At 28.2% G+C, this 23,556-nt stretch carries 23 protein-coding genes; 19 read left to right on the top strand and 4 right to left on the bottom strand.

Annotation, left to right across the window (positions count from 1 at the left end; genetic code table 11):
* Positions 1–52: 52 nt before the first annotated feature.
* Complete coding sequence (locus tag CQA69_RS04565) at positions 53–1,504, top strand: alanine/glycine:cation symporter family protein (protein WP_137620622.1); 1,452 nt, start codon at positions 53–55, stop codon at positions 1,502–1,504.
* 36 nt (positions 1,505–1,540) lie between these two features.
* Here the strand turns inward: CQA69_RS04565 and CQA69_RS04560 are convergent, their stop codons facing one another.
* A complete protein-coding gene (locus CQA69_RS04560) occupies positions 1,541–2,269 on the bottom strand; it encodes an amino acid ABC transporter ATP-binding protein (RefSeq protein ID WP_137620621.1) in 729 nt (242 codons plus the stop codon).
* Positions 2,262–3,005, bottom strand: a complete 744-nt coding sequence (locus tag CQA69_RS04555) for an amino acid ABC transporter permease (protein WP_137620620.1) — start codon at positions 3,003–3,005, stop codon at positions 2,262–2,264. Before CQA69_RS04555 ends, CQA69_RS04560 begins: the two co-directional genes overlap by 8 nt.
* Positions 3,006–3,101: 96 nt before the next feature.
* Here CQA69_RS04555 and CQA69_RS04550 point away from each other — a divergent pair, with 96 nt between their 5' ends.
* Both CQA69_RS04550 and CQA69_RS04545 read left to right on the top strand, forming a co-directional pair.
* Positions 3,102–3,245: a large conductance mechanosensitive channel protein MscL gene (locus CQA69_RS04550; RefSeq protein WP_137620619.1), complete on the top strand. Its 144-nt coding sequence runs from the start codon at positions 3,102–3,104 to the stop codon at positions 3,243–3,245.
* Positions 3,242–3,814, top strand: a complete 573-nt coding sequence (locus CQA69_RS04545) for a DJ-1 family glyoxalase III (protein WP_137620618.1) — start codon at positions 3,242–3,244, stop codon at positions 3,812–3,814. Before CQA69_RS04550 ends, CQA69_RS04545 begins: the two co-directional genes overlap by 4 nt.
* Before the next feature lie 5 nt (positions 3,815–3,819).
* On the opposite strand, the gene CQA69_RS04540 is transcribed toward CQA69_RS04545, so the two are convergent.
* On the bottom strand, positions 3,820–4,152 hold the full coding sequence (locus tag CQA69_RS04540; RefSeq protein ID WP_137620617.1) for a histidine triad nucleotide-binding protein: 333 nt from the start codon (positions 4,150–4,152) through the stop codon (positions 3,820–3,822).
* A 120-nt stretch (positions 4,153–4,272) separates the two neighbouring features.
* On the opposite strand from CQA69_RS04540, the gene pheS reads away from it, so the two are divergent.
* The 10 genes from pheS to CQA69_RS08970 all read left to right on the top strand — a co-directional run bounded on the left by pheS (position 4,273) and on the right by CQA69_RS08970 (position 15,779).
* Entirely contained in the window at positions 4,273–5,265 is a 993-nt protein-coding gene (gene pheS, locus CQA69_RS04535) for a phenylalanine--tRNA ligase subunit alpha (protein ID WP_137620616.1), read from the top strand.
* Positions 5,262–7,583: a phenylalanine--tRNA ligase subunit beta gene (pheT, locus tag CQA69_RS04530; protein WP_137620615.1), complete on the top strand. Its 2,322-nt coding sequence runs from the start codon at positions 5,262–5,264 to the stop codon at positions 7,581–7,583. The genes pheS and pheT overlap by 4 nt, the downstream gene beginning before the upstream one ends.
* The gene (gene aroA / locus CQA69_RS04525; RefSeq protein ID WP_137620614.1) at positions 7,580–8,863 is read left to right on the top strand and encodes a 3-phosphoshikimate 1-carboxyvinyltransferase; all 1,284 of its coding nucleotides are present in this window, start codon (positions 7,580–7,582) and stop codon (positions 8,861–8,863) included. Before pheT ends, aroA begins: the two co-directional genes overlap by 4 nt.
* Complete coding sequence (locus CQA69_RS04520; RefSeq protein WP_137620613.1) at positions 8,853–9,683, top strand: 4-hydroxy-3-methylbut-2-enyl diphosphate reductase; 831 nt, start codon at positions 8,853–8,855, stop codon at positions 9,681–9,683. Before aroA ends, CQA69_RS04520 begins: the two co-directional genes overlap by 11 nt.
* Before the next feature lie 114 nt (positions 9,684–9,797).
* Positions 9,798–11,456: a 30S ribosomal protein S1 gene (locus tag CQA69_RS04515; RefSeq protein WP_137620612.1), complete on the top strand. Its 1,659-nt coding sequence runs from the start codon at positions 9,798–9,800 to the stop codon at positions 11,454–11,456.
* Positions 11,456–11,950: a hypothetical protein gene (locus CQA69_RS04510; RefSeq protein WP_137620649.1), complete on the top strand. Its 495-nt coding sequence runs from the start codon at positions 11,456–11,458 to the stop codon at positions 11,948–11,950. The genes CQA69_RS04515 and CQA69_RS04510 overlap by 1 nt, the downstream gene beginning before the upstream one ends.
* Positions 11,951–11,996: 46 nt before the next feature.
* A complete protein-coding gene (gene abc-f / locus CQA69_RS04505) occupies positions 11,997–13,928 on the top strand; it encodes a ribosomal protection-like ABC-F family protein (RefSeq protein WP_137620611.1) in 1,932 nt (643 codons plus the stop codon).
* 150 nt (positions 13,929–14,078) lie between these two features.
* The gene (locus tag CQA69_RS09145) at positions 14,079–14,789 is read left to right on the top strand and encodes a contractile injection system protein, VgrG/Pvc8 family (RefSeq protein WP_342773389.1); all 711 of its coding nucleotides are present in this window, start codon (positions 14,079–14,081) and stop codon (positions 14,787–14,789) included.
* A 622-nt stretch (positions 14,790–15,411) separates the two neighbouring features.
* A complete protein-coding gene (locus CQA69_RS09325; protein WP_342773388.1) occupies positions 15,412–15,528 on the top strand; it encodes a phage baseplate assembly protein V in 117 nt (38 codons plus the stop codon).
* 29 nt (positions 15,529–15,557) lie between these two features.
* Positions 15,558–15,779 carry a hypothetical protein gene (locus CQA69_RS08970; RefSeq protein ID WP_171000336.1) on the top strand — a complete coding sequence of 74 codons (222 nt, stop codon included), beginning with the start codon at positions 15,558–15,560 and terminating at the stop codon, positions 15,777–15,779.
* A 312-nt stretch (positions 15,780–16,091) separates the two neighbouring features.
* Here CQA69_RS08970 and CQA69_RS09275 read toward each other — a convergent pair whose 3' ends face one another.
* Complete coding sequence (locus tag CQA69_RS09275) at positions 16,092–16,214, bottom strand: thioredoxin domain-containing protein (RefSeq protein WP_281275577.1); 123 nt, start codon at positions 16,212–16,214, stop codon at positions 16,092–16,094.
* Between the two features lie 746 nt (positions 16,215–16,960).
* Between CQA69_RS09275 and CQA69_RS04495 the strand changes: the two genes are divergently transcribed.
* From CQA69_RS04495 to CQA69_RS04470, 6 genes are all read left to right on the top strand, one after another.
* Complete coding sequence (locus tag CQA69_RS04495) at positions 16,961–18,025, top strand: tyrosine-type recombinase/integrase (protein WP_137620610.1); 1,065 nt, start codon at positions 16,961–16,963, stop codon at positions 18,023–18,025.
* Positions 18,015–19,790, top strand: coding sequence for a bifunctional chorismate-binding protein/class IV aminotransferase (locus tag CQA69_RS04490; RefSeq protein WP_137620609.1), 1,776 nt, complete (start codon positions 18,015–18,017; stop codon positions 19,788–19,790). The genes CQA69_RS04495 and CQA69_RS04490 overlap by 11 nt, the downstream gene beginning before the upstream one ends.
* The gene (locus CQA69_RS04485; protein WP_137620608.1) at positions 19,787–20,353 is read left to right on the top strand and encodes an anthranilate synthase component II; all 567 of its coding nucleotides are present in this window, start codon (positions 19,787–19,789) and stop codon (positions 20,351–20,353) included. The genes CQA69_RS04490 and CQA69_RS04485 overlap by 4 nt, the downstream gene beginning before the upstream one ends.
* 108 nt (positions 20,354–20,461) lie before the next feature.
* Positions 20,462–20,902, top strand: coding sequence for a flagellum-secreted nonflagellar protein FspA (gene fspA / locus CQA69_RS04480; RefSeq protein WP_246023117.1), 441 nt, complete (start codon positions 20,462–20,464; stop codon positions 20,900–20,902).
* Positions 20,903–20,960: 58 nt separating this feature from the next.
* Complete coding sequence (gene murA, locus CQA69_RS04475) at positions 20,961–22,217, top strand: UDP-N-acetylglucosamine 1-carboxyvinyltransferase (protein ID WP_137620607.1); 1,257 nt, start codon at positions 20,961–20,963, stop codon at positions 22,215–22,217.
* Positions 22,214–23,380, top strand: coding sequence for a molybdopterin molybdotransferase MoeA (locus tag CQA69_RS04470; RefSeq protein WP_137620606.1), 1,167 nt, complete (start codon positions 22,214–22,216; stop codon positions 23,378–23,380). Before murA ends, CQA69_RS04470 begins: the two co-directional genes overlap by 4 nt.
* The last annotated feature ends 176 nt before the right edge of the window (positions 23,381–23,556 follow it).

Here is a 23,556-nt window from a genome sequence, read left to right as displayed (position 1 = left end):
TTTATAAAAATTATGTTAAAGTCAATATTGAAAATAAATACAAAGGAAAAATATGGGAATTTCATTTAGTGATAAAATGGTGGGCTATTTAGGAAGTATTACACCCTACACAGATACTATTATGGTTATATTGCTTATTATTTGTGGAATTTATTATAGTTCTTTGACTGGATTTGTGCAATTTCGTATGCTTAAATCTGTTTTTGCAATTTTAACTGAAAAAAATGGAGAAAAATCAGAAGAACATATTTCTCCATTTCAAGCTTTGATGATATCAACAGCTTCTAGAGTGGGTATAGGTAATATTGCAGGAATTTCTTATGCATTGACAACTGGAGGAGCTGGAGCTTTGTTTTGGATGTGGGTTATGGCATTTTTTGGCGGAGCTTCAGCTTTTGCTGAAAGTACCCTTGCTCAAGTTTACAAATCAAAAGATGAAACAGGTGGTTTTAAAGGCGGCCCTGCTTACTATATAAGAAAAGCTTTAGGTTCTCATTTTTTCGGATCTTTTTTTGCTTTTATTCTTATTATCACTTATGCTTATGGTTTTAATGGATTGCAAAGTCAAACTATGACATCTGCATTTAAAGTATATTATGATATGTTTAATCCAAATGCGACAATAGACTTTACTTCAAGTTCTTGGCCAGTAGTAATTGGGGTTATTTTAACAATTTTTGGAGCTTGGATGTTTTTTTCACATCATACAAAAATAGGAAAAGTAAGCTCTTTAATCGTTCCTTTTATGGCTATGGCTTATATTTTACTTGCTATTATTGCGGTTTTAATTAATCTTGATAAGATTCCTTTAGTGATCAAAATTGTTGTGGAAAGTGCTTTTGATTTTAAGGCAATTTTTGGAGGTTTTGCTGGTTCTGTTTTAGTTATAGGGATTAAAAGGGGACTTTTTTCAAATGAAGCAGGTATGGGTTCGGCTCCAAATGCAGCAGCCGCAGCACTTACTAGTCATCCAGCAAAACAGGGTATTATTCAGTCTTTTTCTGTTTTAATTGATGTAATAGTTTGTACAAGTTCTGGATTTTTAGTACTTTTTTCAATGGCGTATTTAAATTTCCATGGAAGTAATATAGGAGATGGTATGCCTTTGGTACAAGAGGCTATGAGAGAGTATTATGGAAGTTTTGGAATTCATTTTGTCACAATTGCTATTGTTCTTTTTGCAATTACTTCTTTAATCGGTAATTATTATTATGCACAAACAAATGTAAAATATTTAACTGATTCTAAAATAATTATGAATTTATTTAGAATTACTGCAGTAGCTATGATTTTTATAGGTTCGCAAATGAATTTAAAGCTTGCGTGGAGTTTAGCAGATCTTACCATGGCATTTATGGCAACAACCAATATTGTTTCTTTACTTCTTTTAGGTGGCATAGTTAATAAAGTTTTAAAAGATTTCAACTCTCAACAAAAAGCTGGTCTTGATCCGCACTTTAAAGTGTTGAAATTAGGCATAAAAAACGCAGAATGCTGGGAATAAATTTTAGCCTTGATTTTTTCAAGGCTGATTAAAATTTTAATGATTTAGGACTTTATTTAAAAACTCTTTCAGTCTTTCGTTTTTAGGATTTTCAAATATTTCTTTCGGATTGGCATCAACGGTTATATTACCTTTATCCATAAAGAAAATACGATTGGCGACATTTCTAGCAAAGCCCATTTCGTGAGTAACTACAAGCATAGTTAAGCCTTCATTTGCAACTTCTCTTATTATACTTAAAACTTCTCCTATCATTTCAGGATCGAGTGCTGAAGTAGGTTCATCAAATAAAATTACATCCGGATTCATCATCAAACTTCTTGCTATAGCAATACGTTGTTTTTGCCCTCCAGAAAGTTTATGAGGCATAGCTTCTTCTTTATCGGAAAGTCCAACTTTTTTAAGTAAAACTTTTGCTTTAATTTCGGCTTCTTTTTCGCTCAAAATTCCTGTTTTAATAGGAGCTAAGCATAAATTTTGTATAACATTTTTATTAGCAAAAAGGTTAAAATGCTGAAAAACCATACTTACTTTTTGGCGTATTTTATTAATATCTATATTCAGATCTAGTATATTTTTGCCATTTATAAAAATTTCTCCACTATCGGCTAATTCTAAGCGATTGACACAACGTAAAAAAGTGCTTTTTCCACCACCGCTTGGTCCTATAATAGCTATAATATCACCTTTAGAAATTGAAGTATTGATATTTTTTAAAACTTCTAAGTCTCCATATTTTTTATTTAAATTTTTTATTTTAATCATTTTTATTTATCCTGGTTTCAAGTTTTTTAGCAAAATAGCTAAAAATTTTAACACTTACATAATAAACAAGCCCTGTAAAAATAATAGGCTTAGGATTGTAAAAAATAGCTTGCAAGCTTTGACTTTGCATTGTGATATCAATTACGCTAATAAAGCCAACCACAGAAGTTTCTTTAAATAAAGAAATAAATTCATTAGCTAATGCAGGTAAGATATTTTTTATAGCTTGCGGAAGAATAATTTCTTTCATTGAGGTTTTATAATCAAGACCCATAGCACGAGCAGCTTCCATTTGGCCTTTGTCTATGCTATTGATTCCACTCCTTACAATTTCTGCAATATAAGCAGAACTATTTAAGCCTAATGCGAAAATTGCAGCATAAAGATTATCTATAAAAGTAAAAATAACAAAAGAAAATATCATCAGTTGTAAAATAATAGGAGTTCCCCGAATAATATCGATATACTCATCTATGATAAAATTTAAAGTTTTGATATTACAAAAACGCAAAATGGCCAAACTAAAGCCGACGATAATTCCTATTATTACTGCACAAACAGTCAGTAAAAGTGTTATGAGATAGCTTTTTAAATATGCATTAGCATTGGCAGTATATCCATAGCTTATTTCTCCATTAGAATTTTTAATTTGTAAAATTTCAACAGGAAAAGAAAAATAACCCCATAAGACTATGATGACAAATAATACAAAAAGTCTAATATTTTTTTGATTCAAATTTGCAACCTTTAAATATTTTAAAAACTTGAATTCTATAAAATTATCTTTAAATGTTTATAAAATTATGCTAGGATTTTTCTTAGGAGGATTACTATGTCAATTTTAGATTTTATTATTGTGGCATTTTTTATTTTTTTAATGATATTTTTAATAGTAGGTTTTAATCATCAAATGAGTCAAAAATCCAAAGAGAGGGAAGAAAGATTTCAAAAATACAACACTAAGGAGAAACAATGAGTAAAAAAATTTTAGTTCCATTGGCACAAGGCTTCGAAGAAGCTGAATTTATAGGCATAGTTGATGTGTTAAGAAGAGCAAGTGAATTAAATGAAAGTTTAGAAGTTATCACAGCTTCTTTAAATTCTGAACTTTTGGTAAAAGGTGCTAACGGTATTATTATAAAAGCTGATTATTTATTAAAAGATATAAATGATACTGAAAATTTTGATGCTATTGCTTTAGCTGGAGGTTATGAAGGAATGAATAATCTTAAGCAATCTGATAAAATTTTAAACATTATTCGAGAACTTCATAAGAAAAATAAAATAGTTGCAGCAATTTGTGCTTCGCCTATTGTTTTAAATGCTGCAGGTGTTTTAGAAGGAGAATTTACATGTTATCCAGGCTGCGAAGCTGGACTCAATGGCAATCGTGTCAATAAAGCTGTTTTTGTAAATAAAAATATAATCACTTCAGCAGGTCCTGCAACGGCTATTCTTTTTGGTTTGGAGCTTGTAAAGCATTTATGTTCGGTTGAAATTTATAATAAACTGTATGAAGGTATGCTTATACCTTTAATAAAATAGCTTTTTTATTTTTGTGGGTTTTTTAGCCCACTTAACATATGAAAATGTAGATGAAAAACTTCTTGGCCACTATCTTTACCGCAATTTGTTAAGAGTTTATATCCACTCTCATGAATATTTAATAATACAGCTAATTCTTGGATAAAGCTTGTCATTTTAGCCATAAGCTCTGGGTCAAATTCTTGGAAATTTTTAAAATGTTTTTTAGGAATAATAAGAATATGGATAGGAGCTTTTGGAGCAATATCGTGAAAGGCTAAAAAATCATTATTTTCAAGAACTTTATTGCATGGAATTTTACCTTCTACTATAAGTTCAAAAACTGTCTTTTCTTGCATTATTTATCCTTAATTTAATATTAGCTTGTATAATTATATCTTAAAATTTAGTTTTTATGCTTAATTTAAAATAGTTTTTAATAAAATTAAAATAATATTGAAATTGATTGAGGTAGAAAATTGCAAAAATTTATTAAACAGATTGAAAAATGTAAAAATTTAAATGAACTAGAGGCTATTAGAGTTTCTGTTTTAGGAAAAAAAGGCGTCTTGACTGAAAGTTTTTCAAAACTTAAAAATTTAGAAGGTGATGTTAAAAAAGAACTAGCAAGAACTTTAAATTTAGAAAAAGAAGCTTTTAATAAGGCTTATTTATCAAAATTTAAAATTCTAGAAAATCTTGCTTTGGAAGAAAAAATGAAGCAAGATGTACTTGATTTTAATTATTTTGATGAAAGTGTTACAACAGGAGCTTTACATCCTGTAATGAGTACAATGGATAAAATCGTGGAGTATTTTACGAGTCTAAATTTTAGCATTGAAAAAGGCCCTTTAATTGAAGATGAATTTCATAATTTTGAAGCCTTAAATTTACCAAAATCTCATCCAGCTAGGGATATGCAAGATACTTTTTATTTTGATGATAAAAGACTTTTAAGAACTCAAACTTCACCCGTGCAAATTAGAACAATGTTAACTCAAAAACCACCTATTAGAATGATAGCTCCTGGTGCAGTGTTTAGAAGAGATTTTGATATAACTCATACTCCAATGTTTCATCAAATCGAAGGGCTTGTTGTAGAAGAAGGACAAAAGGTAAGCTTTGCTCATTTGAAAAATGTTTTAGAGGAATTTTTACATTATATGTTTGGTGATATAAAAATTCGTTTTCGTCCGAGTTTTTTTCCTTTTACTGAACCTTCTGCAGAAGTTGATATTTCATGTGTATTTTGTAAAGGGAGTGGTTGTAGGGTTTGTAAACAAACTGGGTGGCTTGAAGTTTTAGGATGTGGAGTTGTCGATCCTAATGTGTTTAATTTTGTAGGTTATAAAGGTGTAAGCGGTTATGCTTTTGGTTTAGGAGTAGAGCGTTTTGCTATGCTTTTGCATCATATTCCTGATTTGAGATCTTTATTTGAAGGTGATTTAAGATTGTTGGAGCAATTTAGATGATAATTACTAAAAGTTGGTTAAATGATTGGTTAGATCTTGAAGATAAATCTGTAGATGAAATTGCTTATAAATTAAATTCAATAGGGGTTGAAGTAGATAAAATTTGCAATTTAAAAGTTCCAGATAAAATTGTAGTTGGATTTGTAAAAGAGAAAACAAAACATGAAAATTCTGATAAGCTTAGTATTTGCCAAGTAGATATAGGAAGTAAAATTCTACAAATTGTATGTGGTGCAAAAAATGTAGAACAAGGGCAATATGTTGCTGTTGCTCTTAAAGGCGCTTATATGCCAAATGGTATAAAAATTAAAGATGCTAAGTTAAGAGGTGTAGAATCTTATGGTATGCTTTGCTCAAGCGAGGAATTAGGCTTTGGTAAAATTAACGAAGGTATAATGATTTTAGATGAAAGTATAGGAAATTTAGAGCTTGGAAAAGCATTAAATTCTTACAAAATCTTCAATGATGCCTTGATTGAGGTAGAGCTTACACCAAATCGTGGTGATTGTTTAAGTATATATGGGATAGCGTGCGATTTAGCTGTTGCTTTGGAATTGCATTTAAAAAAAATAAACCCCTTTGTGAAAGATGAAAATGTTTTAGGTATAGGAAGGATTTTGCGGCTAAATGCTAAAAAGAATTTAAATAGTTTTTATAATTATAGAGTTATAGAAATTAAAGAAAAAATTCAAACTAATTTAGTAATTAGTTTAAGATTAGCACAGATTGAAAATTTACAAAAAGATCCTATTCAAAATTTATTAAACTATGTTATGCATTCAACTGGGGTATTATTTAATGCTTATGATCTTAGTGATTTTGCCAAAGAAAATGAAGAAATAATTTTAAATCTAGATAAAGGAAGTTGTGGAGAAACTAAAATTTCTTGTAAAGATGAACTTATAAGTATTAGCGGAATTTATCAAGAAGAAAAATATAAAAATAAAGATGATTCTAAAGTGGTGATTATTGAGGCAAACTATACCGATCCTAATATCATAGCCAATGCGAAGTTGAGCTATAAAAAACAAGATGAAAAAATCATTTATAGAAGCTTTAGAGGAAGCGAACCGGAATTAAATTTAGGAATGGAATTTCTTCTTAATATCTTTAAGCAAACTCACAATTTGATTGTATATAGCTCTTCTCAAAAAACCATATCTAACAAACAATTATTGAGTATACCTATAGATATTGAAAGCATTAATAAAATAATAGGTCAAAATATTAGTAAGGATGTGATTTTAGATATTCTTAAAAGATTAGGTTTTAAGATAGTATTTTCAAACGATAAACTTATAAATATTGAAATTCCAATGCGTCGATCAGATGTAAAAAATTTGGCAGATGTTTGTGAAGAAGTTGTACGCATTATAGGAATTGATAATATTACCTCTAAAGGTTTAGAACTAGTAGAGAAAAATCGTTTGAATTTAACTTATGAAAATTATAAGCATTTTGTAGGATTAAGAAAAAAAGCTGTTAGCAATGGATATTTCGAAAGTGTGCATTATGTTTTAGATAATGATATAGAGCTTCAAGATTTAGGCTTTGATTTGGTTAGCATCAAGCTTTTAAATCCCATTAATGCAGAACTAAATACATTAAGAACAACACTTTTAAACCACCTTTTAAAAGCTGCTAGTTTAAATACAAAAAATTCAAAAAAGATTATTAAACTTTTTGAAATCGGTTCTGTTTTTAATAAAAATAATGAAGAATTAAACAAAATCGCTTTTGTACATTCAGGCTATAAAGAAGAAGCTAAAATTTCTAATAAAGCAAAACCAGAATTTGTAAATTTTTATAATTTTCTTTTAGATATTAAAAATATAATTGGAAATTTTGAATTAAAAGCTTCAAAACACAATATTTTAAGTCCTTATGAGCAAGCTGATATTTATATTAATGACTTTAATGTGGGTTTTATAGGTCGTTTGCATTTAAGGTTGGAAAATGAAAAAGATCTAATGAAAACTTATATTTGTGAGCTCAATTTGGATTTAATCAAACAAGATTTAAAAATTGCTAAAAATTATTCCAAATTCCCAGCGATTAGTAGAGATCTTAGTGTGCTTGTGCCTAAAGGATATGAATATAAAAATATTAAAAAAAGTATTGAAGAATTAAATTTAGAAATACTTGAAAGTTTTAGATTGGTTGATTTATATAATGATAAAAGCCTTAAAAAATTTTATAGTTTGACTATAACTTTTATTTTTAGGGATATGAATAAGACTTTAGAAGATGCCCAAGTAACAGAATGCATGGATAAGATTTTGCAAAGCCTTAAAAATTTAGGGCTAGAACTTAGATGAAAATTAGTGCTTTATCTTCTACTTTAAATACTGAAATTTTAGATATAGCGGCAGATAAAAGTATTTCTCATCGTTTTGCAATCTTTTCACTTTTAACTCAAGGTGAAAATAGGGCAAAAAATTATCTTTTAGCTCAAGATACTTTAAATACTTTAAAAATATTAGAACATTTGGGTGCTAAAATAAAACGTAGCGAATCTAGTATAAGCATAATTCCACCTAAAAAAATACTTTCTCCAAATTGTATTTTAGATTGTGGAAATTCTGGCACAGCTATGCGTTTAATGATAGGATTTTTATCTGGAATTGCAGGCTTTTTTGTTTTAAATGGGGATAAATACCTTAATAATCGACCTATGGGCAGAATTTGCACTCCTTTAAAGCAAATTGGAGCAAGAATTTATGGTAGAGAAAATGCAAATTTGTCTCCAATTTGCATAGAAGGTCAAAATTTACATTCTTTTAACTATGAGAGCAAAATTTCATCTGCGCAAATTAAAACGGCTATGATTTTAGCGGCTTTTAACACAAAAGGAAATTCTATATTTAAGGAACCATCTTTAAGTAGAAATCATAGTGAAAATATGTTAAAAGCAATGGGCGCTCCTTTAAAGATAAGCGAAAATGGGCTAAAGCTTGAAATATCAAATTTAAAAAAACCATTAAAACCTCAAGATATTTCTATCCCAAACGATCCCTCTTCGGCTTTTTATTTTGTTTTAGCAGCAGTAATTATACCAAATTCAAAGATAACATTAACTAATGTTTTATTAAATCCTACACGAATAGAAGCTTATAAAATTTTGCAAAAAATGGGTGCAAAAATTGAAATAAAAGTCACTCAAAATAGCTTTGAAACTATAGGAGAAATTAGTGCAAGCTCAAGTGAACTTAAAGGAATAAAACTTAAAGAAAACATAGCTTGGTTTATAGATGAAATTCCAGCTTTAGCTATAGCTTTTTCTGTAGCTAAAGGGAAATCAGTGCTTAAAAATGCACAAGAGCTTAGGGTAAAAGAAAGCGATAGGATTATGGCTATAGTAGAAAATCTAAAGTTATGTGGTATTAATGTTAGGGAATTTCAAGATGGTTTTGAGATTGAAGGAGGAAGGGTAAATAAAGCCAAAATAAAAAGTTATGGAGATCATCGTATCGCTATGAGTTTTGCTATTTTGGGTTTAGTTTGTGGAATGGAAATTGATGATAGCGAATGCATCAAAACTTCTTTTCCAAAATTTATAGAAATTCTAACAAGATTGGGAGTAAAAATTGATTATTGAATTAGCCAAAAATTATGGTTTTTGCTTTGGAGTAAAAAGAGCGATTAAAAAAGCTGAGCAAATTAAAGATGCAGCGACTATAGGACCACTTATACATAATAATGAAGAAATTTTTCGTTTGCAAAAAGATTTTAATGTTAAAACTTTAGAAAATATAAATGCTTTGAGTAATGAAAAAAAAGCGATTATACGTACTCACGGTATCACAAAGCAAGATTTAGAAAAGCTTAAAGAGACTGATATTGAGATTTTTGATGCAACTTGCCCTTTTGTAACAAAACCCCAGCAAATTTGTGAGCGTATGAGCAACGAGGGTTATGATGTAGTTATTTTTGGAGATGAAAATCATCCAGAAGTTAAAGGTGTAAAAAGTTATGTAAGCACAAAAGCTTATGTAGTTTTAGATAAAGAAGAACTTGAAAATGTAAAACTACCTAATAAAATTGCCGTTGTGAGTCAAACGACGAAAAAGCCTGAACATTTTATGGAAATTGTCAATTTTTTAATGTTGAAAGTTAAAGAAGTAAGAGTTTTTAATACCATTTGTGATGCAACATTTAAAAATCAAGATGCAATTAAAGAACTTTCTACAAAAAGTGATATAGTGATAGTTGTTGGAGGTAAAAATTCAGCCAATACTAAACAACTTTTTTTAATAGCAAAAACTCATTGTCAAGATAGCTATTTAATTGAAACAGAGGCAGAGTTAAAAGAAGAATGGTTTTTGGGTAAAAAACATTGTGGAATTAGCGCGGGAGCTAGTACTCCAGATTGGATTGTAAAAAATGTAATAGCTAAAATTCAAACTTTTAATTGTTGATTTTATAATATTTTATTTTTTTAAAAGGTAAATAAAACTACAATTTAACAAAATTAACAAAAAATAAATTTTTGTTTTTAAATTAAAAACTTCAAATTATTTTAAAGGATATTAATGATTAAGGCGAACAATAAAGTTCAAGATTTAGACGATTATCTTGAAGAAGAAGATTTTGGCCAACTTTTAGAAGCATTTGACAAATCAAAAGAAGAGGCTGTAGCAGAAGGGGTAATCGTAGAGATTAAAAACGATGAAGTGTATGTAGATATAGGTAAAAAATCTGAAGGAATTTTACCACTTGTTGAAATTCAAGATAATAATATTAAAATAGGGGACAGAATTAAGGTTGCTATCGTGGGTTATAGTGGTGGAAGATCCTTGCTTTCACATAAAAAAGCTTTAAGAAAAGAAAAAGTAATTGAGTTTATTAAAAATTATAAAGAAAATTTGGAAAATAGTTTTGAAGTAAAGGTTGTTGGAAAAAATAAAGGTGGTCTTATTGTTGTTGATGAGAATGATGTTGAATTTTTTCTTCCAAAATCACAGTATGGCTTTAAAGAGAGTAATAATATTATAGGAAAAACTTTTAAAGTAAAAATTATCAAAATCGATAAAGAAGAGCAGAGTATTGTTGTTTCTAGAAAGAAAATTTTAGATGATGAAAGAAAAAAACGTAAAGAATTGATCAGTAATATTGCTCAAAAAGAAAACGTTATAGACGGGATAGTAAAAAAAATTACTACCTATGGTATGTTTGTAGATGTAGGTGGCATTGATGGATTAGTCCATTATAGTGAAATTTCATATAAAGGACCTGTCAATCCTAGCCTTCTTTATAAAGAAGGTGATAAAGTTCCGGTGAAGATTATAAATTACAATAAAGAACGTAAACATCTTTCCTTATCTATTAAAGCCGCCCTACCTGATCCTTGGAATGAAATTAAAGATAACCTTGATGTAGGCGATACAATCAAGGTTGTAGTTTCAAATATAGAACCTTATGGGGCTTTTGTGGATTTAGGAAACGATATTGAGGGATTTTTGCATATTAGTGAAATTTCTTGGAATAAAAATATTAAAAATCCTAAAGATTGTATAAGCAAAGGACAGGAAATTGATGTTGAAGTTATCGAGATCAATTCCGAAGAAAAACGTTTAAGAGTATCTCTAAGAAATCTACTTTCAAAGCCTTTTGATGAATTTGTGAAAAAATACAAAGTTGGTGATGTAGTAGATGGAAAAGTAACTCAAACAACTGCCTTTGGGGCTTTTATAGATCTTGGAATGATTGAAGGGCTTTTACATAATGAAGATGCCTCTTGGTTGAGAAATGATGAATGCAAAGATAAGTTTAAAAGCGGTGATAAAATTCAAGTTAAAATTATAAAAATAGACAAAGAAGGTCAAAAAATATCTCTTAGTACTAGAGAATTTAGCGAATCTCCTGTTCAAGAATATGCTAAAACTCATAAAGTAGGCAATATCGTTAAAGGAAAAATTCGCGATATTAAAGATTTTGGTGTATTTGTCGAGCTTAGCAAAAATGTTGATGCATTAATTCACAAAGAGGATATTAACACTTCAATGTTGGAAAATTTAAAAATTGACGATGAAATTGAAGCGGCGATAGTGTTTATTGACGAGAAAAAAAATAGAATTCGTTTAAGCGTTAAAAGTTTGACTAAGATGAAAGAGCGCGAAGTTTTAAATGAAATTAATAATAACGATAAAATAACTCTGGGTGATATTATAAAAGATCAATTAGCAGAATGATAAAAAAATATATAACTTTGGGTATTTTGAGTAGTTTATTACTCGTTTTGCTTATCGTAGTTTTTGTATTGCTTTGGAAATTTAAAATAAATTCTGATTTTATTCCAGAATTTGCAAAAGAAGAAAATATAAAACAAGAAAATACTCAAAAACAAAGTAAAAATGATCTTACTTGGCAAGAAGAACTTGCCAAATGGCCATCTAAAGATTTTACTCCAGCAGCGGAGCAATTTAGTTTATATTTTGACGTTGATACTAGTGAGTTAAAGGAAAAAAACAAGTATTATCAGCTTGTAGTTGATAAATACGATATTTACTCTGTATTTTGTTTAAAACAAACTTTAAATTCTTTTGGAGTAAAGTATTTTTTATTAAAGTCTAGTGATAGCCCAGAAATATTTTTAGATACTGACAATAAAGATTTAATTGATAGCATTATTAAAGAGCTTAAAAAATATAAAATTCATACGGAAGCAAAAGAAATTTGGTTATAAAATCTTAAATACTGATTGTAAAAGAAATTTTTTAGGTTTTTAAAAAATGGCACTTATAGATTTAATCGATGCAAATAAGAAATTTGATGAAAAAATTGTTCTTAGTGAAGCAAATTTTAGTGTCAATGAAGGTGAAAAAATTGCTATTATCGGTAAAAATGGAGAGGGAAAGTCAAGCCTTTTAAAGGTGCTTTTAGGTACACTCACTTTAGATAGCGGTCGGATTATACGACAAAATGAAAAAAGTATAGCAATGCTTTCTCAAAACGTAGATTTTAATACCGATTTAAATGTCAAAGATGTTATCAAGCAAGAACTTTCAGACATCTATACTATTTTAGAAGAGTATGAAAAATTACATTTAAAATTAGAAGAAAATCCAGAAAACAAAGAGTATTTAAAACAAATGGATTTAGTTATGTCTTTAATAGAAAGCAAAGATGCCTGGAATATAGAAGCTAAAATCAATCGTGTTTTAAAAGAATTTGATCTGTTAAAATATATTGATCGTTCCATATGTACTTTAAGTGGTGGTGAAATACGCAGAGTAGGGCTTTGTATACTTATACTTAAAAATCCTGATATTTTATTGCTCGATGAACCTACAAACCATCTTGATGTTTATATGACAAGTTTTTTAGAAAATTTACTAAAAGAATCTAAAATGTGTGTGATTTTTATTTCACATGATCGTTATTTTATCGATGCTATTGCAGATAAGTGTATAGAAATTGATAATGGAAAATTGAGTATTTTTAAAGGCGGGTATGTAAACTATTTGGAGAAAAAAGCTCAAATTTTAGAAAGCCTTGCTAAAAGCCACGAAACTCTTTTGAAGCAATTAAAAAGCGAGGAGGAATGGCTAAAACGCGGAGTTAAAGCAAGATTAAAAAGAAATGAAGGTCGTAAAGAGCGTATTTTTAAAATGCGTGAGGAAGCTAAAAAAAATCCAGGTGCAATTAAGCGTTTAAAATTGGAAATTTCAAGATCTATGTTAAAAGCAGACAACGAAAAAATAACCAATCGTAAAAAAATGTTATTTGAACTTAAAAATGTAAGTAAAAGCATGGGAGAAAAAATACTTTTTAAAGATTTTTCAGCCCGTATTTTACAAGGAGAACGTATAGCTATAGTGGGAAAAAATGGCTGTGGAAAATCTACCTTTTTAAAAATTTTATTGGGGCAAATTCAGCAAGATAATGGAGAAATTAAGTGTGGAGAGATTAGAATAGGGTATTTTGATCAAGCAAGAAGTTTGGTTAATTCAGATAAAACTTTACTTGAAATTTTTTGTCCCAATGGTGGAGACAGGGTGCAAGTTCATAATAAAAATATGCACGTTTATGGTTATTTAAAAAATTTTTTGTTTCCTAAGGAGTTTTTAGATAAAAGTGTTTCAGTATTAAGTGGTGGAGAGAAAAATCGAGTGGCCTTGGCTTTACTTTTTACCCAAACATATGATGTTTTAGTACTTGATGAACCAACAAATGATCTAGATATCGCAACAATTAATATATTGGAAGATTATTTGTTAAAATTTGAAGGAGCGATTTTATTTGTGTCGCATGATAGATATTTTGTGGATAAAATCGCAACGAAGCTTTATGCTTTTGAAAAAAAAGATTATATTAATGTTTTGCATACTCTTTATACGGAATATCTTGAAAATGAAAAGGAAATAAATGAATTTGATTCTTTTGTTTCAAGTCTTCAAATACAGAATGTAAATAATACGCAAAAAGAAAAAACAAATCAAAAGTTAAGTTACAAAGAAAATGAAATTTTAAAAAATCATCCTGAAAAGATTGAAATTTTGGAAAAACAAATTGCAAAATTAAATGCAGATTTATCCAATCCAGAAATTTATCAAAAAGTTGGGATCAATCAACTTAGCGAAGAATTAGAAAATCTTCAAAAACAATTAGAAAATTTAGAAAAAGAATATTTTATGGTTTTAGAAAAAAGCGAAAATTTATAACGTAATAAATACAAATTTGACAACCTAAATAAAGGAAAATCTGTATTTAAAAAATTCTTTCTAAATTTAACACCTTTAAAAATTTTTTTATGTTAAAATAATAAGAAATCATATTTCACAAGGAAAGTCTCATGCTATCTAAGTTTAACTATTAATTCCATTCTCTTTAAAATTACTAAAGCAATTATTAAGGAAAGTCTTGAAGAACTTTTTTCTATAGAATGTGAAGGTTTTTTTGAAAGTTTAGATGAAAATTTACTCACATCTAATAAAAATACTAATTTTCACTCCAATGTTTTAATTGATCAAAAAGCCATCTTAAGCATTAACAACCCCTATGAAGATAAAACTTTAAATTTTGATATCAATGAAGTAAAAGAATATCAAGGGATTATCTCCTATGTTAATTATCAAGGCGTCAATCAAGAAAGTTCTTCAAATATTAATAATACTTCTTCTAAAACACACACCTTAACACACAAACATTTTTTTAAATTTAAAATACAATCAGTTTTAATAAGACTTTCTTATAAAGCCAATCGTATCTATACCCAAACTAATATAATTGAAGTAATCAAGCAAACTCTTAATTCTTACCAAGGACTCTTAGATAAAGAAATTGATTTTTCCAATATCCATTTAAGCCATGAGGATAAAGAACTCATTTCTCAATATAATGAAAGTGATTTAGATTTTATTACAAGATTAGCTCACAATAATGGAATCTTTTTTTATGAAGATAAGGATAAAATTTATTTTTGTGATGCTTATACACAATCATCTATTAAAAATATAAAATACAATCCTAATACCAATAACACTCTTAATGAAGCTTGTATTTCTCAATTCTTCAAAGAGTAAAATTTAAGAACCAATGTTTTTACATATTCTAGTGTAAATACAAAAAATCCTTTAAATCTTTTATCTTTAAGTTTTTGATCCTATTCTTATGAAGAAGAACTAATCATAAAACTTTCTATAATGAACACTCTTATGAATCAGAATATTCTTTTACTCAAAGTATTGATTTAAAAACTCCTTCTTCTCAAAAAGAAAAAAGAACTAAAACTCTCAATGAAAGTTTAAAAGCAAAAAGCAATATTTATCATCTATCTTTAGCTGATCATATCAACTTAGACTATGAAACTTATATCAAACAAGAGAGTCAAGAAGAGCTTCTTAAAGATTTTATAATCATAGCCAATACTCAAATCTTAATTGACGATGCTGTTTTAGCTAATAATATAAATACAAATGAACATTTACAATTAAAAGATTTAAATTTAAGCAAATCTTATTCTAATTAAAAAGCGATATTATATTTACCCCAAGTTTTAACCCCTTATAATACTCAAGGTATATTTATAGGTGAGAGTAATGATATAGAAAGTGGGAGAAATACCATCTATACAGATGGGTATGGAAGGATTAAGGTAAGAATTAATCTCTATGCCAATCAAGAAGAAATTGATCAAAAAGAAAAATCTATCATCATTCTGCTTTCTTAAGAGTAGTATCTAGTATTGCAAGTAATCATTCAGGTTTTTATCATACTCCTAGAATTGGAGATGAAGTGATAGTTTCTATAAACCTTATGTGAATGGAAGTTTGTATAATGGGACTACAAATATGCCTCAATACAACTATCCAAGATATAAAAGAGAAATTATTTATAATACTTTAAAAGCTTTTGAAGAAAAACCTGAAGTAATAGCACAAGGTTTATTATTGGATCCGCTTAAAATTCAAGAAAATACTGATTATGAATTTATAAGCTATATTAATGATCATTATGTTACTTTAGCTAACACAACCATAGGAATAGATAATGTTGATGCAAAAAGATTATAAGATAGAAATAGGTAATAACTTGTGAGCAAAATAATAATGAAAGATAAAATTTTAGAAGTAGAAGGTAAATATATCGAGCTTATTAAACAAAAACATATGCAAAACATTGCCGGAATCTAAAAATGTCAATGGTTGTAAAAAAACCAATGTAAAATTATCTAATATCTTAAAAGTAGGTGCGAATCAGAAAGTTAAAATTAAACAGCATAGCTCTGAGGAAGTAAGAGGAAATAATAAGAAAGTAACAATTTAAAAAGTTACAGGAGAATACGCAAGTTTTACAGCATCAAATAGAAAACAAATTACTAAAGGTTACCATCGATCGATTTTGTTAGTTTTATCTTTAAAAGCCGCAAAAGCAAAAATTTCATTTGCCTGTTTTCCATAATCTCCCATAGAACTAACTGGGTAAAATTTATAAGTTAAATTTGGCAATTTTCCCTAATTTTACCCATGGTATTAAATTTATGGTGATCATAACAATGCGTACAACGATATAAAAAAACTTCAATTAAAGAATTTTCAGCATTAGCAATAGGGGGGGTTTTTAAGAGTTATATATTCTTTACCTTCGCTAAGCGCACTAGCACTCACACTTGTCAAAAAGCAAACAGCAATAATAAAATTTTTTACAAATCTACGATTTTTTCATATTTTTCTCCTTTATGTTTTTTATATAATAAACTTATTATTAAGTTTTTATATATAGTTCATTTTATTATTAAAATAAAATTACTATTAATTTTTAATATAAAAAAGTTATTTTGATATAAAAATTTTTAAAAATAGAAAATAAATTTTTTACTCTTGCAAAATTTATAAAGCTAAAATTTAGTTTTCAAAATACAAAATAAAACTGGTAAATTTATACAATAAATTTTATGGATAAATTTAAAATATCCAAAATGTAAAGTGCTTTAAAACATTAAATATCAATACTTATATAAATACAGAGTAGTACTTTTTCCTGTATAAATAAAAAAGTTTGAAAATTATAGTTTTCAATACAAAATTAGAATTTAATATGTATTTTTACCTTTTATCATATTTTTTTATGTATTTTATTTTTTACTTTTAAAACATATTTTGATTTCCATATAAAAATATTTCAAAATAAAAAGCTTTTTTTTACTAAGTTAATATTACAATTTAAAAAAATAAAAAACCAAGAAAGAATTAAAATGAAATATCCTTTAGATTGTGAAGAAAGTTTTGAAAAATCTTTTTTATTTTGGTTAGCTAAATATGTAAAATTTAAACTTAACTCTCTTTCAAATAAAGAACTCAAAAATCCAGAAATTTTAGCCAAAATCAATTTTGCACTTACCAAAGGCATTGCAAATATAGAAGAATTAGACTCCTTGGCTAAGAAAGCAAGAAATATAGGCTTGAGCGGTGTTAATACCTATTTTAATCCTTTAAAAAAACTTTTTGAATATTTAAAATTTTACAAACTCCATTCTCTAAAACAAATCGATGAAGAATTAATCGTTGAAATTTTAGCTAGTATCACAGGATCTTTATCGGATGCAAGTAAAAAAAATCACCGAATTGCCGTGATTAATTTTTTTGATTTTTTAGATAAACAAAATGAAGAAGATGGTAAATCTCATATTTTTGATATCAATCTTAAAAATTGGGCAGGAATTACAGGTTCTAAAGGTGTTAAACTTCCTGAATTTATGAGTGAAGAAGAAGTGAAAAAATTTCTTGATGCTATAGAAAATGCGGATTTTAAAAAAAATACCATACGCAATCAACTCATTATAAAAATCATTATTTTTACAGGAATTCGTGTTAATGAAGCCATCAATATAAAAATGGGCGATATCAGTGAAGAAAATGATCTTTACCTTATAAGAATAAGGTCAAAAGGCAATAAATATCGCATTGTGATGATTAAAAAAGAGCTTATAGAAGATTTACTTAAAAATGTCCAGATTAATTATATGAGTAAAGACACCCTACTTTTTGTCAATAAAAAAGGCACTCCCCTAACCCAATCTTATGTTAGTCGCATTGTAGAACAGCTTTTATTTCGCGCAGGAATTCGCAAACAAAAAAACGGAGCACATATGTTGCGTCATACCTTTGCTACTTTACTTTATAAAAAACAAAAAGATTTAGTTTTAGTGCAAGAAGCATTAGGACACGCAAGCTTAAATACTTCAAGAATTTATACTCATTTTGATAACGACAAATTAAAACTTGCCGCACAAGTTGCAAAGGAGATCAGTGAACGCTGAAAATTTTGCAATTTTTGGAAAGTATTTGTATTATGATTTAAAATATACTTTAAGAGCTTACAATCAAAAACAAAGTAAAAAATGTTTTAAATTTGTAGAAAAATATAAGGATAAATTTTACTTTATAACTCTTGTCGATTATGAATTTTACAAATACTTATATGATAGACATTTTAAAAGTAAAAAATCCTATTTGGTATTTTTTGTCTATAAAAAAAGAAAAAAATTCTCTATTTTATCTATAGATGAAGATAGGTTTTTACCCTCTTTTTACAATGGGTTAAATTTTCAAAGTTATAAAGAAAATTTTTTAAAGGTTAAAGAAGCAATTGCTAAAGGGCAAAGTTATCAAGTAAATCTTACTCAAAATTTTCATTTTGAAACCTTACTTGATGGTTTTTCTTTGTTTAATCTTTTACTTAAGAGACAAAATACGACTTTTAGAGCCTATATCAAATATAAAGATCGAGAAATTTTATCATTTTCTCCGGAATTATTTTTCAAAACGAAAAAGAATACAATTATCACAAAACCTATGAAAGGAACAATAAAACGAGACAAAGATCCAAAAAAAGATAAGGAAAATAAACTTTTTTTAAAAAATGATATTAAAAACTTAAGCGAAAATGTAATGATTACTGATCTTTTAAGGAACGATCTTTCTAAGCTTATTAAAAAACAAAGTATGAAAGTAAAACTTTTTAAAATACAAAGCTACCCTACTTTACACCAAATGACTTCTATAATTAAGGGTTCTTTAAAGAAGAATATTGATTATTATAAAATTTTCAAAGCTCTTTTTCCTTGCGGATCAATCACCGGTGCCCCTAAAATTGAAACCATAAAACTCATCGAAAATCTTGAAAAAAGAAAACGCGGAATTTATTGCGGATCTATAGGACTTATACATAAAAATAAAAGTAAATTTAGCGTTGCAATACGCACTTTAGAAAAAAGAGAGAATTATCAATACAGTGTAGGCGGTGGCTTGGTTTGGGATTCTAATTTAAATGATGAATTTGATGAATTAAAGTTAAAGGCTAAATTTTTAATGTCTAAAGATTTTTTTCTTTTTGAGACTATGTATTATAAAAATGGCAAAATTTTATTTTTCAAACAACACCTACAAAGACTTTTAAATTCAGCCATAAAACTTGGTTTTAACATACAAATTTTACTTAAAGAATTTAGTCAAATATTGCAAGAAAAAGCTGATGTGAATGAGTTTTTAAACCTAAGCATCCACAAACTAAATAAAAAGCTTTTTTTAAAAGAGCATAATCTATTTTACACTAGCAAACTTAAAACCAAACACAAGCAAGCTATCGTAAAACTTATTTTAAAAAAAAGTGGAGATTATTGTATTTCTTATCATCATATAAAAGATAACACAAACAATACCCTAGTTTTAAGTAAGGAAAAATTAAATTCAAAAAGTGATTTTTTATATCATAAAAGCTCTATAAGAAAATTATATGAAGATAAGGCTTCATTGTGGAAAAATAATTCATGCTATGATATAGCATTTTTCAATGAAAAAAATGAACTCTGCGAGGGTTCAAGAAGTAATATCCTTATCAATAAAAACGGGATTTTTTACACACCCACTTTAAACAGCGGTTTATTAGATGGAATTTATCGCTCTTTTTTAACCCAATTAAAGCTTATTAAAGAAAAAACGCTTTTCAAACAAGATTTGCTAGAGGCTGATGAAATTTATTGTATTAATTCTGTGCGTGGATTAAAAAAGGTTAGTTTAGAATGAAAAAAATTTTATTTATAGACAATTACGATTCTTTTAGCTACACCATTATTTTTTATCTCAAAGAACTAGGATATAAATGTAAAGTTATAAAAAACGATGAATTTAAAAAAGCAAAAGAACTAGAAAAATTTAATTTTACTCACTTAATCATCTCTCCAGGTCCTAATTCTCCAAATGAATCAAAGCTTAGTTTAAAAGCAATAAAGCATTTTAAAAAAACCAAAAAAATATTAGGAATTTGTTTAGGACATCAATGTATTGCTAAAGCTTTTAAGGGTGAGGTTGACAAAATGGAAAATCCAACCCACGGCAAGACTTCAGCACTTATTTTTAAAAAAGATCCGCTTTTTAAAGGGGTGAAAAATAACATTAAAATTTGCTTATATCATTCTTTACACATAAGTAAAATACCTAAAAAATGTAAAATTTTAGCGAAAAATTCTCAAGGCGTTATTATGACTATAAAGCATAAAAAATATAATATTTATGGAATACAATTTCACCCAGAAGCTATTTTAAGCCAACAAGGCAAAAAAATACTTCGTAATTTTATGAAAATCTAAATTTTAATCATGTTTAATTTAAAAATTTATATCAATAATGTTAAAATATCTATAATTTTTTTAAAGAAAAAGTCGATATTCTAAATATAAATCAGTAAAGGTTTGATAATGCAAGTCAATTTTCAAGAAAAAACAAATTTAGATTTTACTAACAATACCAAGATCGATACAAAAAAAGACAATGATAATTCTAAAGTCACTCAAAGTAATGACAATATAGTAGAAGTAACCATTTCTAAAGAGGCGAAAAATTTAAGCAATGAAAATTCAGAGAAAAAATACCCTATCACTGTAAGTCAAGAAAAAATTCCAAAAAATGACGATAAAGCTCAAGTTGGGCAAGGAGGTGGTGGTTCAAATGCTATGCTTGAGACTTTGATAAAAAAACTAGCTGAAATTTTAGCAAAAATTGCAGAATTAACACAAAAAATGGCAAATGCTAATGATCAAATGAAAACATCTTATCAACAACAAATTGAAGCTTTAAATTCACAAGCGAGTACCATAGAAGCCAAAATTCAAGAACTAGTGGCTGAAAGTCAACAATAAACTTTCACAAAGAAAAAAAAGTATATAATTAGCCTGAAATTTAAAATCAAGGCAAAATATGACTTTTTTAGAAATCGAAGGTATTGATTCGCTCCAAGGCGAAGTTCAAATTAGTGGTGCTAAAAACGCCTCTCTTCCTTTAATCGCTTCTACTATATTGGCTAAAAATGAAGTTAAAATGAGTAATGTTCCAAATGTGGCAGATATCAAAACTTTGATATCTTTGCTTGAAAATTTAGGTGCAAAAACTCATTTTGAAAACAATATCGCATTACTCGATACAAGCACTCTTAATCAAACCATCGCTAAATACGATATCGTGCGAAAAATGCGTGCTTCTATACTCACCTTGGGCCCACTACTTTCACGTTTTGGACATTGTGAAGTTTCATTACCTGGAGGTTGTGCTATAGGTCAAAGACCTATTGATTTACATTTAAGTGCTTTAGAAAAAATGAGTGCAAATATAGAAATCAAACAAGGTTATGTGGTTGCGAGTGGAAAGCTTAAAGGTGCAGAAATTCTTTTCGATAAGATCACTGTTACGGGCAGTGAAAATATCATAATGGCTGCTGCTTTAGCTAAAGGAAAAACCAAGCTTTTAAATGTGGCTAAAGAGCCAGAAGTTGTGCAGCTTTGCGAAGTATTAGCCGATGCAGGACTTGATATAAAAGGCATAGGAAGTGATGAGCTTGAAATTTATGGTACAGGTGGTGAACTTTTAAATTTTAAAGAATTTAGCGTAATTCCTGATAGAATTGAAGCAGGAACTTATCTTTGTGCAGGAGCCATCACCAATTCACAAATCAAACTCAAAAAAGTCAATCCCGAACATCTAGGTGCGGTTTTAGCAAAACTTCATCAAATGGGCTTTCAAACCTTGATAGAAAATGACAATATTACCCTACTTCCAGCTAAAAAAATAGAGCCTATAGAAATTTTAACTAGCGAATATCCAGGCTTTCCAACCGATATGCAAGCGCAATTTATGGCTTTAGCACTAAAGGCAAATGGAACAAGCATCATAGATGAAAGGCTTTTTGAAAATCGTTTTATGCACGTAAGCGAACTTTTAAGAATGGGAGCGGATATCAAACTTAACGGACATATAGCAACTATAGTAGGTGGAAAAGAACTCAATGCAGCTGATGTTATGGCTACAGATTTACGTGCTTCTTCAGCCCTTATACTTGCAGCTCTTGTAGCTAAGGGTACAAGTAGAGTTCATAGGATTTATCATTTAGATCGCGGTTATGAAAATTTAGAAGATAAATTTAAAGCCTTAGGGGCTAAAATCACAAGGCTTGAGGAATGAAAAATCTTTTTGAAACTTTAAAAGATTTAGAAAATGAAATCATTCCTTTAAATGAATTTGAAATCATAAGTTTAGAAAATGCTAAAAATCGTATCTTAGCAAAAGATCTTTACGCACAAAAAAATTTACCAAGCTTTGACAATGCAGCCTTAGACGGCTATGCTTTTAATTATGCAGATTTAAAAGAACCTTTGCTTATAAAAGGCATTATTTTTGCAGGAGATAATAAAACTTATGAAATCGGTAAAAATGAATGCTATAAGATTATGACTGGGGCAAAAATGCCTAAAAATGCCGATACAATTTTAATGCTCGAAGATGAATGTCTAGAAAATGGTAAACTCATTATCAAAAAAATCCCAAAGCAATACAATGCAAGACGCTTAAAAGGTGAAGAATTAAAACAAGATGAATTGTTACTAAAAAAAGGCACAAGATTAAATTCCAAGCATATCGCCCTACTCGCTTCTCAAGGAATTTATAAAATTGAAGTTGTAAGAAAAATTCGTGTAGGCATTTTCTCAAGTGGCAATGAGCTTAAAGAACCTTGGCAAAATTGCGATGAAGAAAACATTTATAATGCTAATGCATTAGCTTTAATGAGTATGCTAGATAGTTGTGAAATTAGCTATCTTGGAATAATAAAAGACGATTTTGATACCATTAAAAACGCTCTTTTAGGAACGAATTTTGATCTTTTGATCACTTCAGGTGGTGCGAGCGTAGGCGAAGCGGATTTTTTAGAAAAAGCTTTTGATGAGCTGGGCTTTCAAGCCATTTTTAAAGGTGTAAAAGCACGTCCTGCACGTCCTAGCAAACTCTATAAAAAAGATAAGCATTTAGCCCTTGTTTTACCAGGAAATCCTATGGCTGCATATCTTTCTTGCTTTATTTTTGGTAAAAAAATCATTCGTTTGCTTAGCAATTCTTTAAATAATCCTTTAAAAATGAGTGCTAAAATGGGAATTGATTTAAAGATTAAAAAAGGAAGAAATAATTTCATTTTAGGGAATTTAGAAAATGAATTTTTTATACCTTTTAATAATAACCAATTTGGATCAGGTATGATACTTCCTTTAGTAAAAAGTGAATTTTTACTTATAAGCAATGAAGATATAGAGAGCTATAAAAAAGGGGATCAAATTTGGCTTTTAAAACTTTAATTTGATTATTTATATCTAAAAATAACTAGATTTTAAATAATAATTTGATTTTCCAAATCCCAAAATCCAATCCCCCCCCCCAGTAAATAACTAAAAAAATACCATTTTTTACTAAAAAACCTTGTTTTTTGGAAATTTTTAAGATATAATGTGATCCGTTATTAAAAATTTTTTTA

Source organism: Campylobacter estrildidarum (assembly GCF_005406205.1).
GTDB classification, from domain to species: domain Bacteria; phylum Campylobacterota; class Campylobacteria; order Campylobacterales; family Campylobacteraceae; genus Campylobacter_D; species Campylobacter_D estrildidarum.
The sequence above is the reverse complement of the archived record's forward strand: the minus strand, read 5'-3'. Positions and strand labels throughout refer to the sequence as shown.

Excerpts from the sequence above, each read along its gene's own strand:
- CQA69_RS04565 (WP_137620622.1), top strand. The coding sequence starts at position 53 with ATGGGAATTTCATTTAGTGATAAAATGGTGGGCTATTTAGGAAGTATT.
- CQA69_RS04560 (WP_137620621.1), bottom strand. The coding sequence starts at position 2,269 with ATGATTAAAATAAAAAATTTAAATAAAAAATATGGAGACTTAGAAGTT.
- CQA69_RS04550 (WP_137620619.1), top strand. The coding sequence starts at position 3,102 with ATGTCAATTTTAGATTTTATTATTGTGGCATTTTTTATTTTTTTAATG.
- CQA69_RS04545 (WP_137620618.1), top strand. The coding sequence starts at position 3,242 with ATGAGTAAAAAAATTTTAGTTCCATTGGCACAAGGCTTCGAAGAAGCT.
- CQA69_RS04540 (WP_137620617.1), bottom strand. The coding sequence starts at position 4,152 with ATGCAAGAAAAGACAGTTTTTGAACTTATAGTAGAAGGTAAAATTCCA.
- pheT (WP_137620615.1), top strand. The coding sequence starts at position 5,262 with ATGATAATTACTAAAAGTTGGTTAAATGATTGGTTAGATCTTGAAGAT.
- aroA (WP_137620614.1), top strand. The coding sequence starts at position 7,580 with ATGAAAATTAGTGCTTTATCTTCTACTTTAAATACTGAAATTTTAGAT.
- CQA69_RS04515 (WP_137620612.1), top strand. The coding sequence starts at position 9,798 with ATGATTAAGGCGAACAATAAAGTTCAAGATTTAGACGATTATCTTGAA.
- abc-f (WP_137620611.1), top strand. The coding sequence starts at position 11,997 with ATGGCACTTATAGATTTAATCGATGCAAATAAGAAATTTGATGAAAAA.
- CQA69_RS08970 (WP_171000336.1), top strand. The coding sequence starts at position 15,558 with ATGCCTCAATACAACTATCCAAGATATAAAAGAGAAATTATTTATAAT.
- CQA69_RS04495 (WP_137620610.1), top strand. The coding sequence starts at position 16,961 with ATGAAATATCCTTTAGATTGTGAAGAAAGTTTTGAAAAATCTTTTTTA.
- CQA69_RS04485 (WP_137620608.1), top strand. The coding sequence starts at position 19,787 with ATGAAAAAAATTTTATTTATAGACAATTACGATTCTTTTAGCTACACC.
- fspA (WP_246023117.1), top strand. The coding sequence starts at position 20,462 with ATGCAAGTCAATTTTCAAGAAAAAACAAATTTAGATTTTACTAACAAT.
- murA (WP_137620607.1), top strand. The coding sequence starts at position 20,961 with ATGACTTTTTTAGAAATCGAAGGTATTGATTCGCTCCAAGGCGAAGTT.
- CQA69_RS04470 (WP_137620606.1), top strand. The coding sequence starts at position 22,214 with ATGAAAAATCTTTTTGAAACTTTAAAAGATTTAGAAAATGAAATCATT.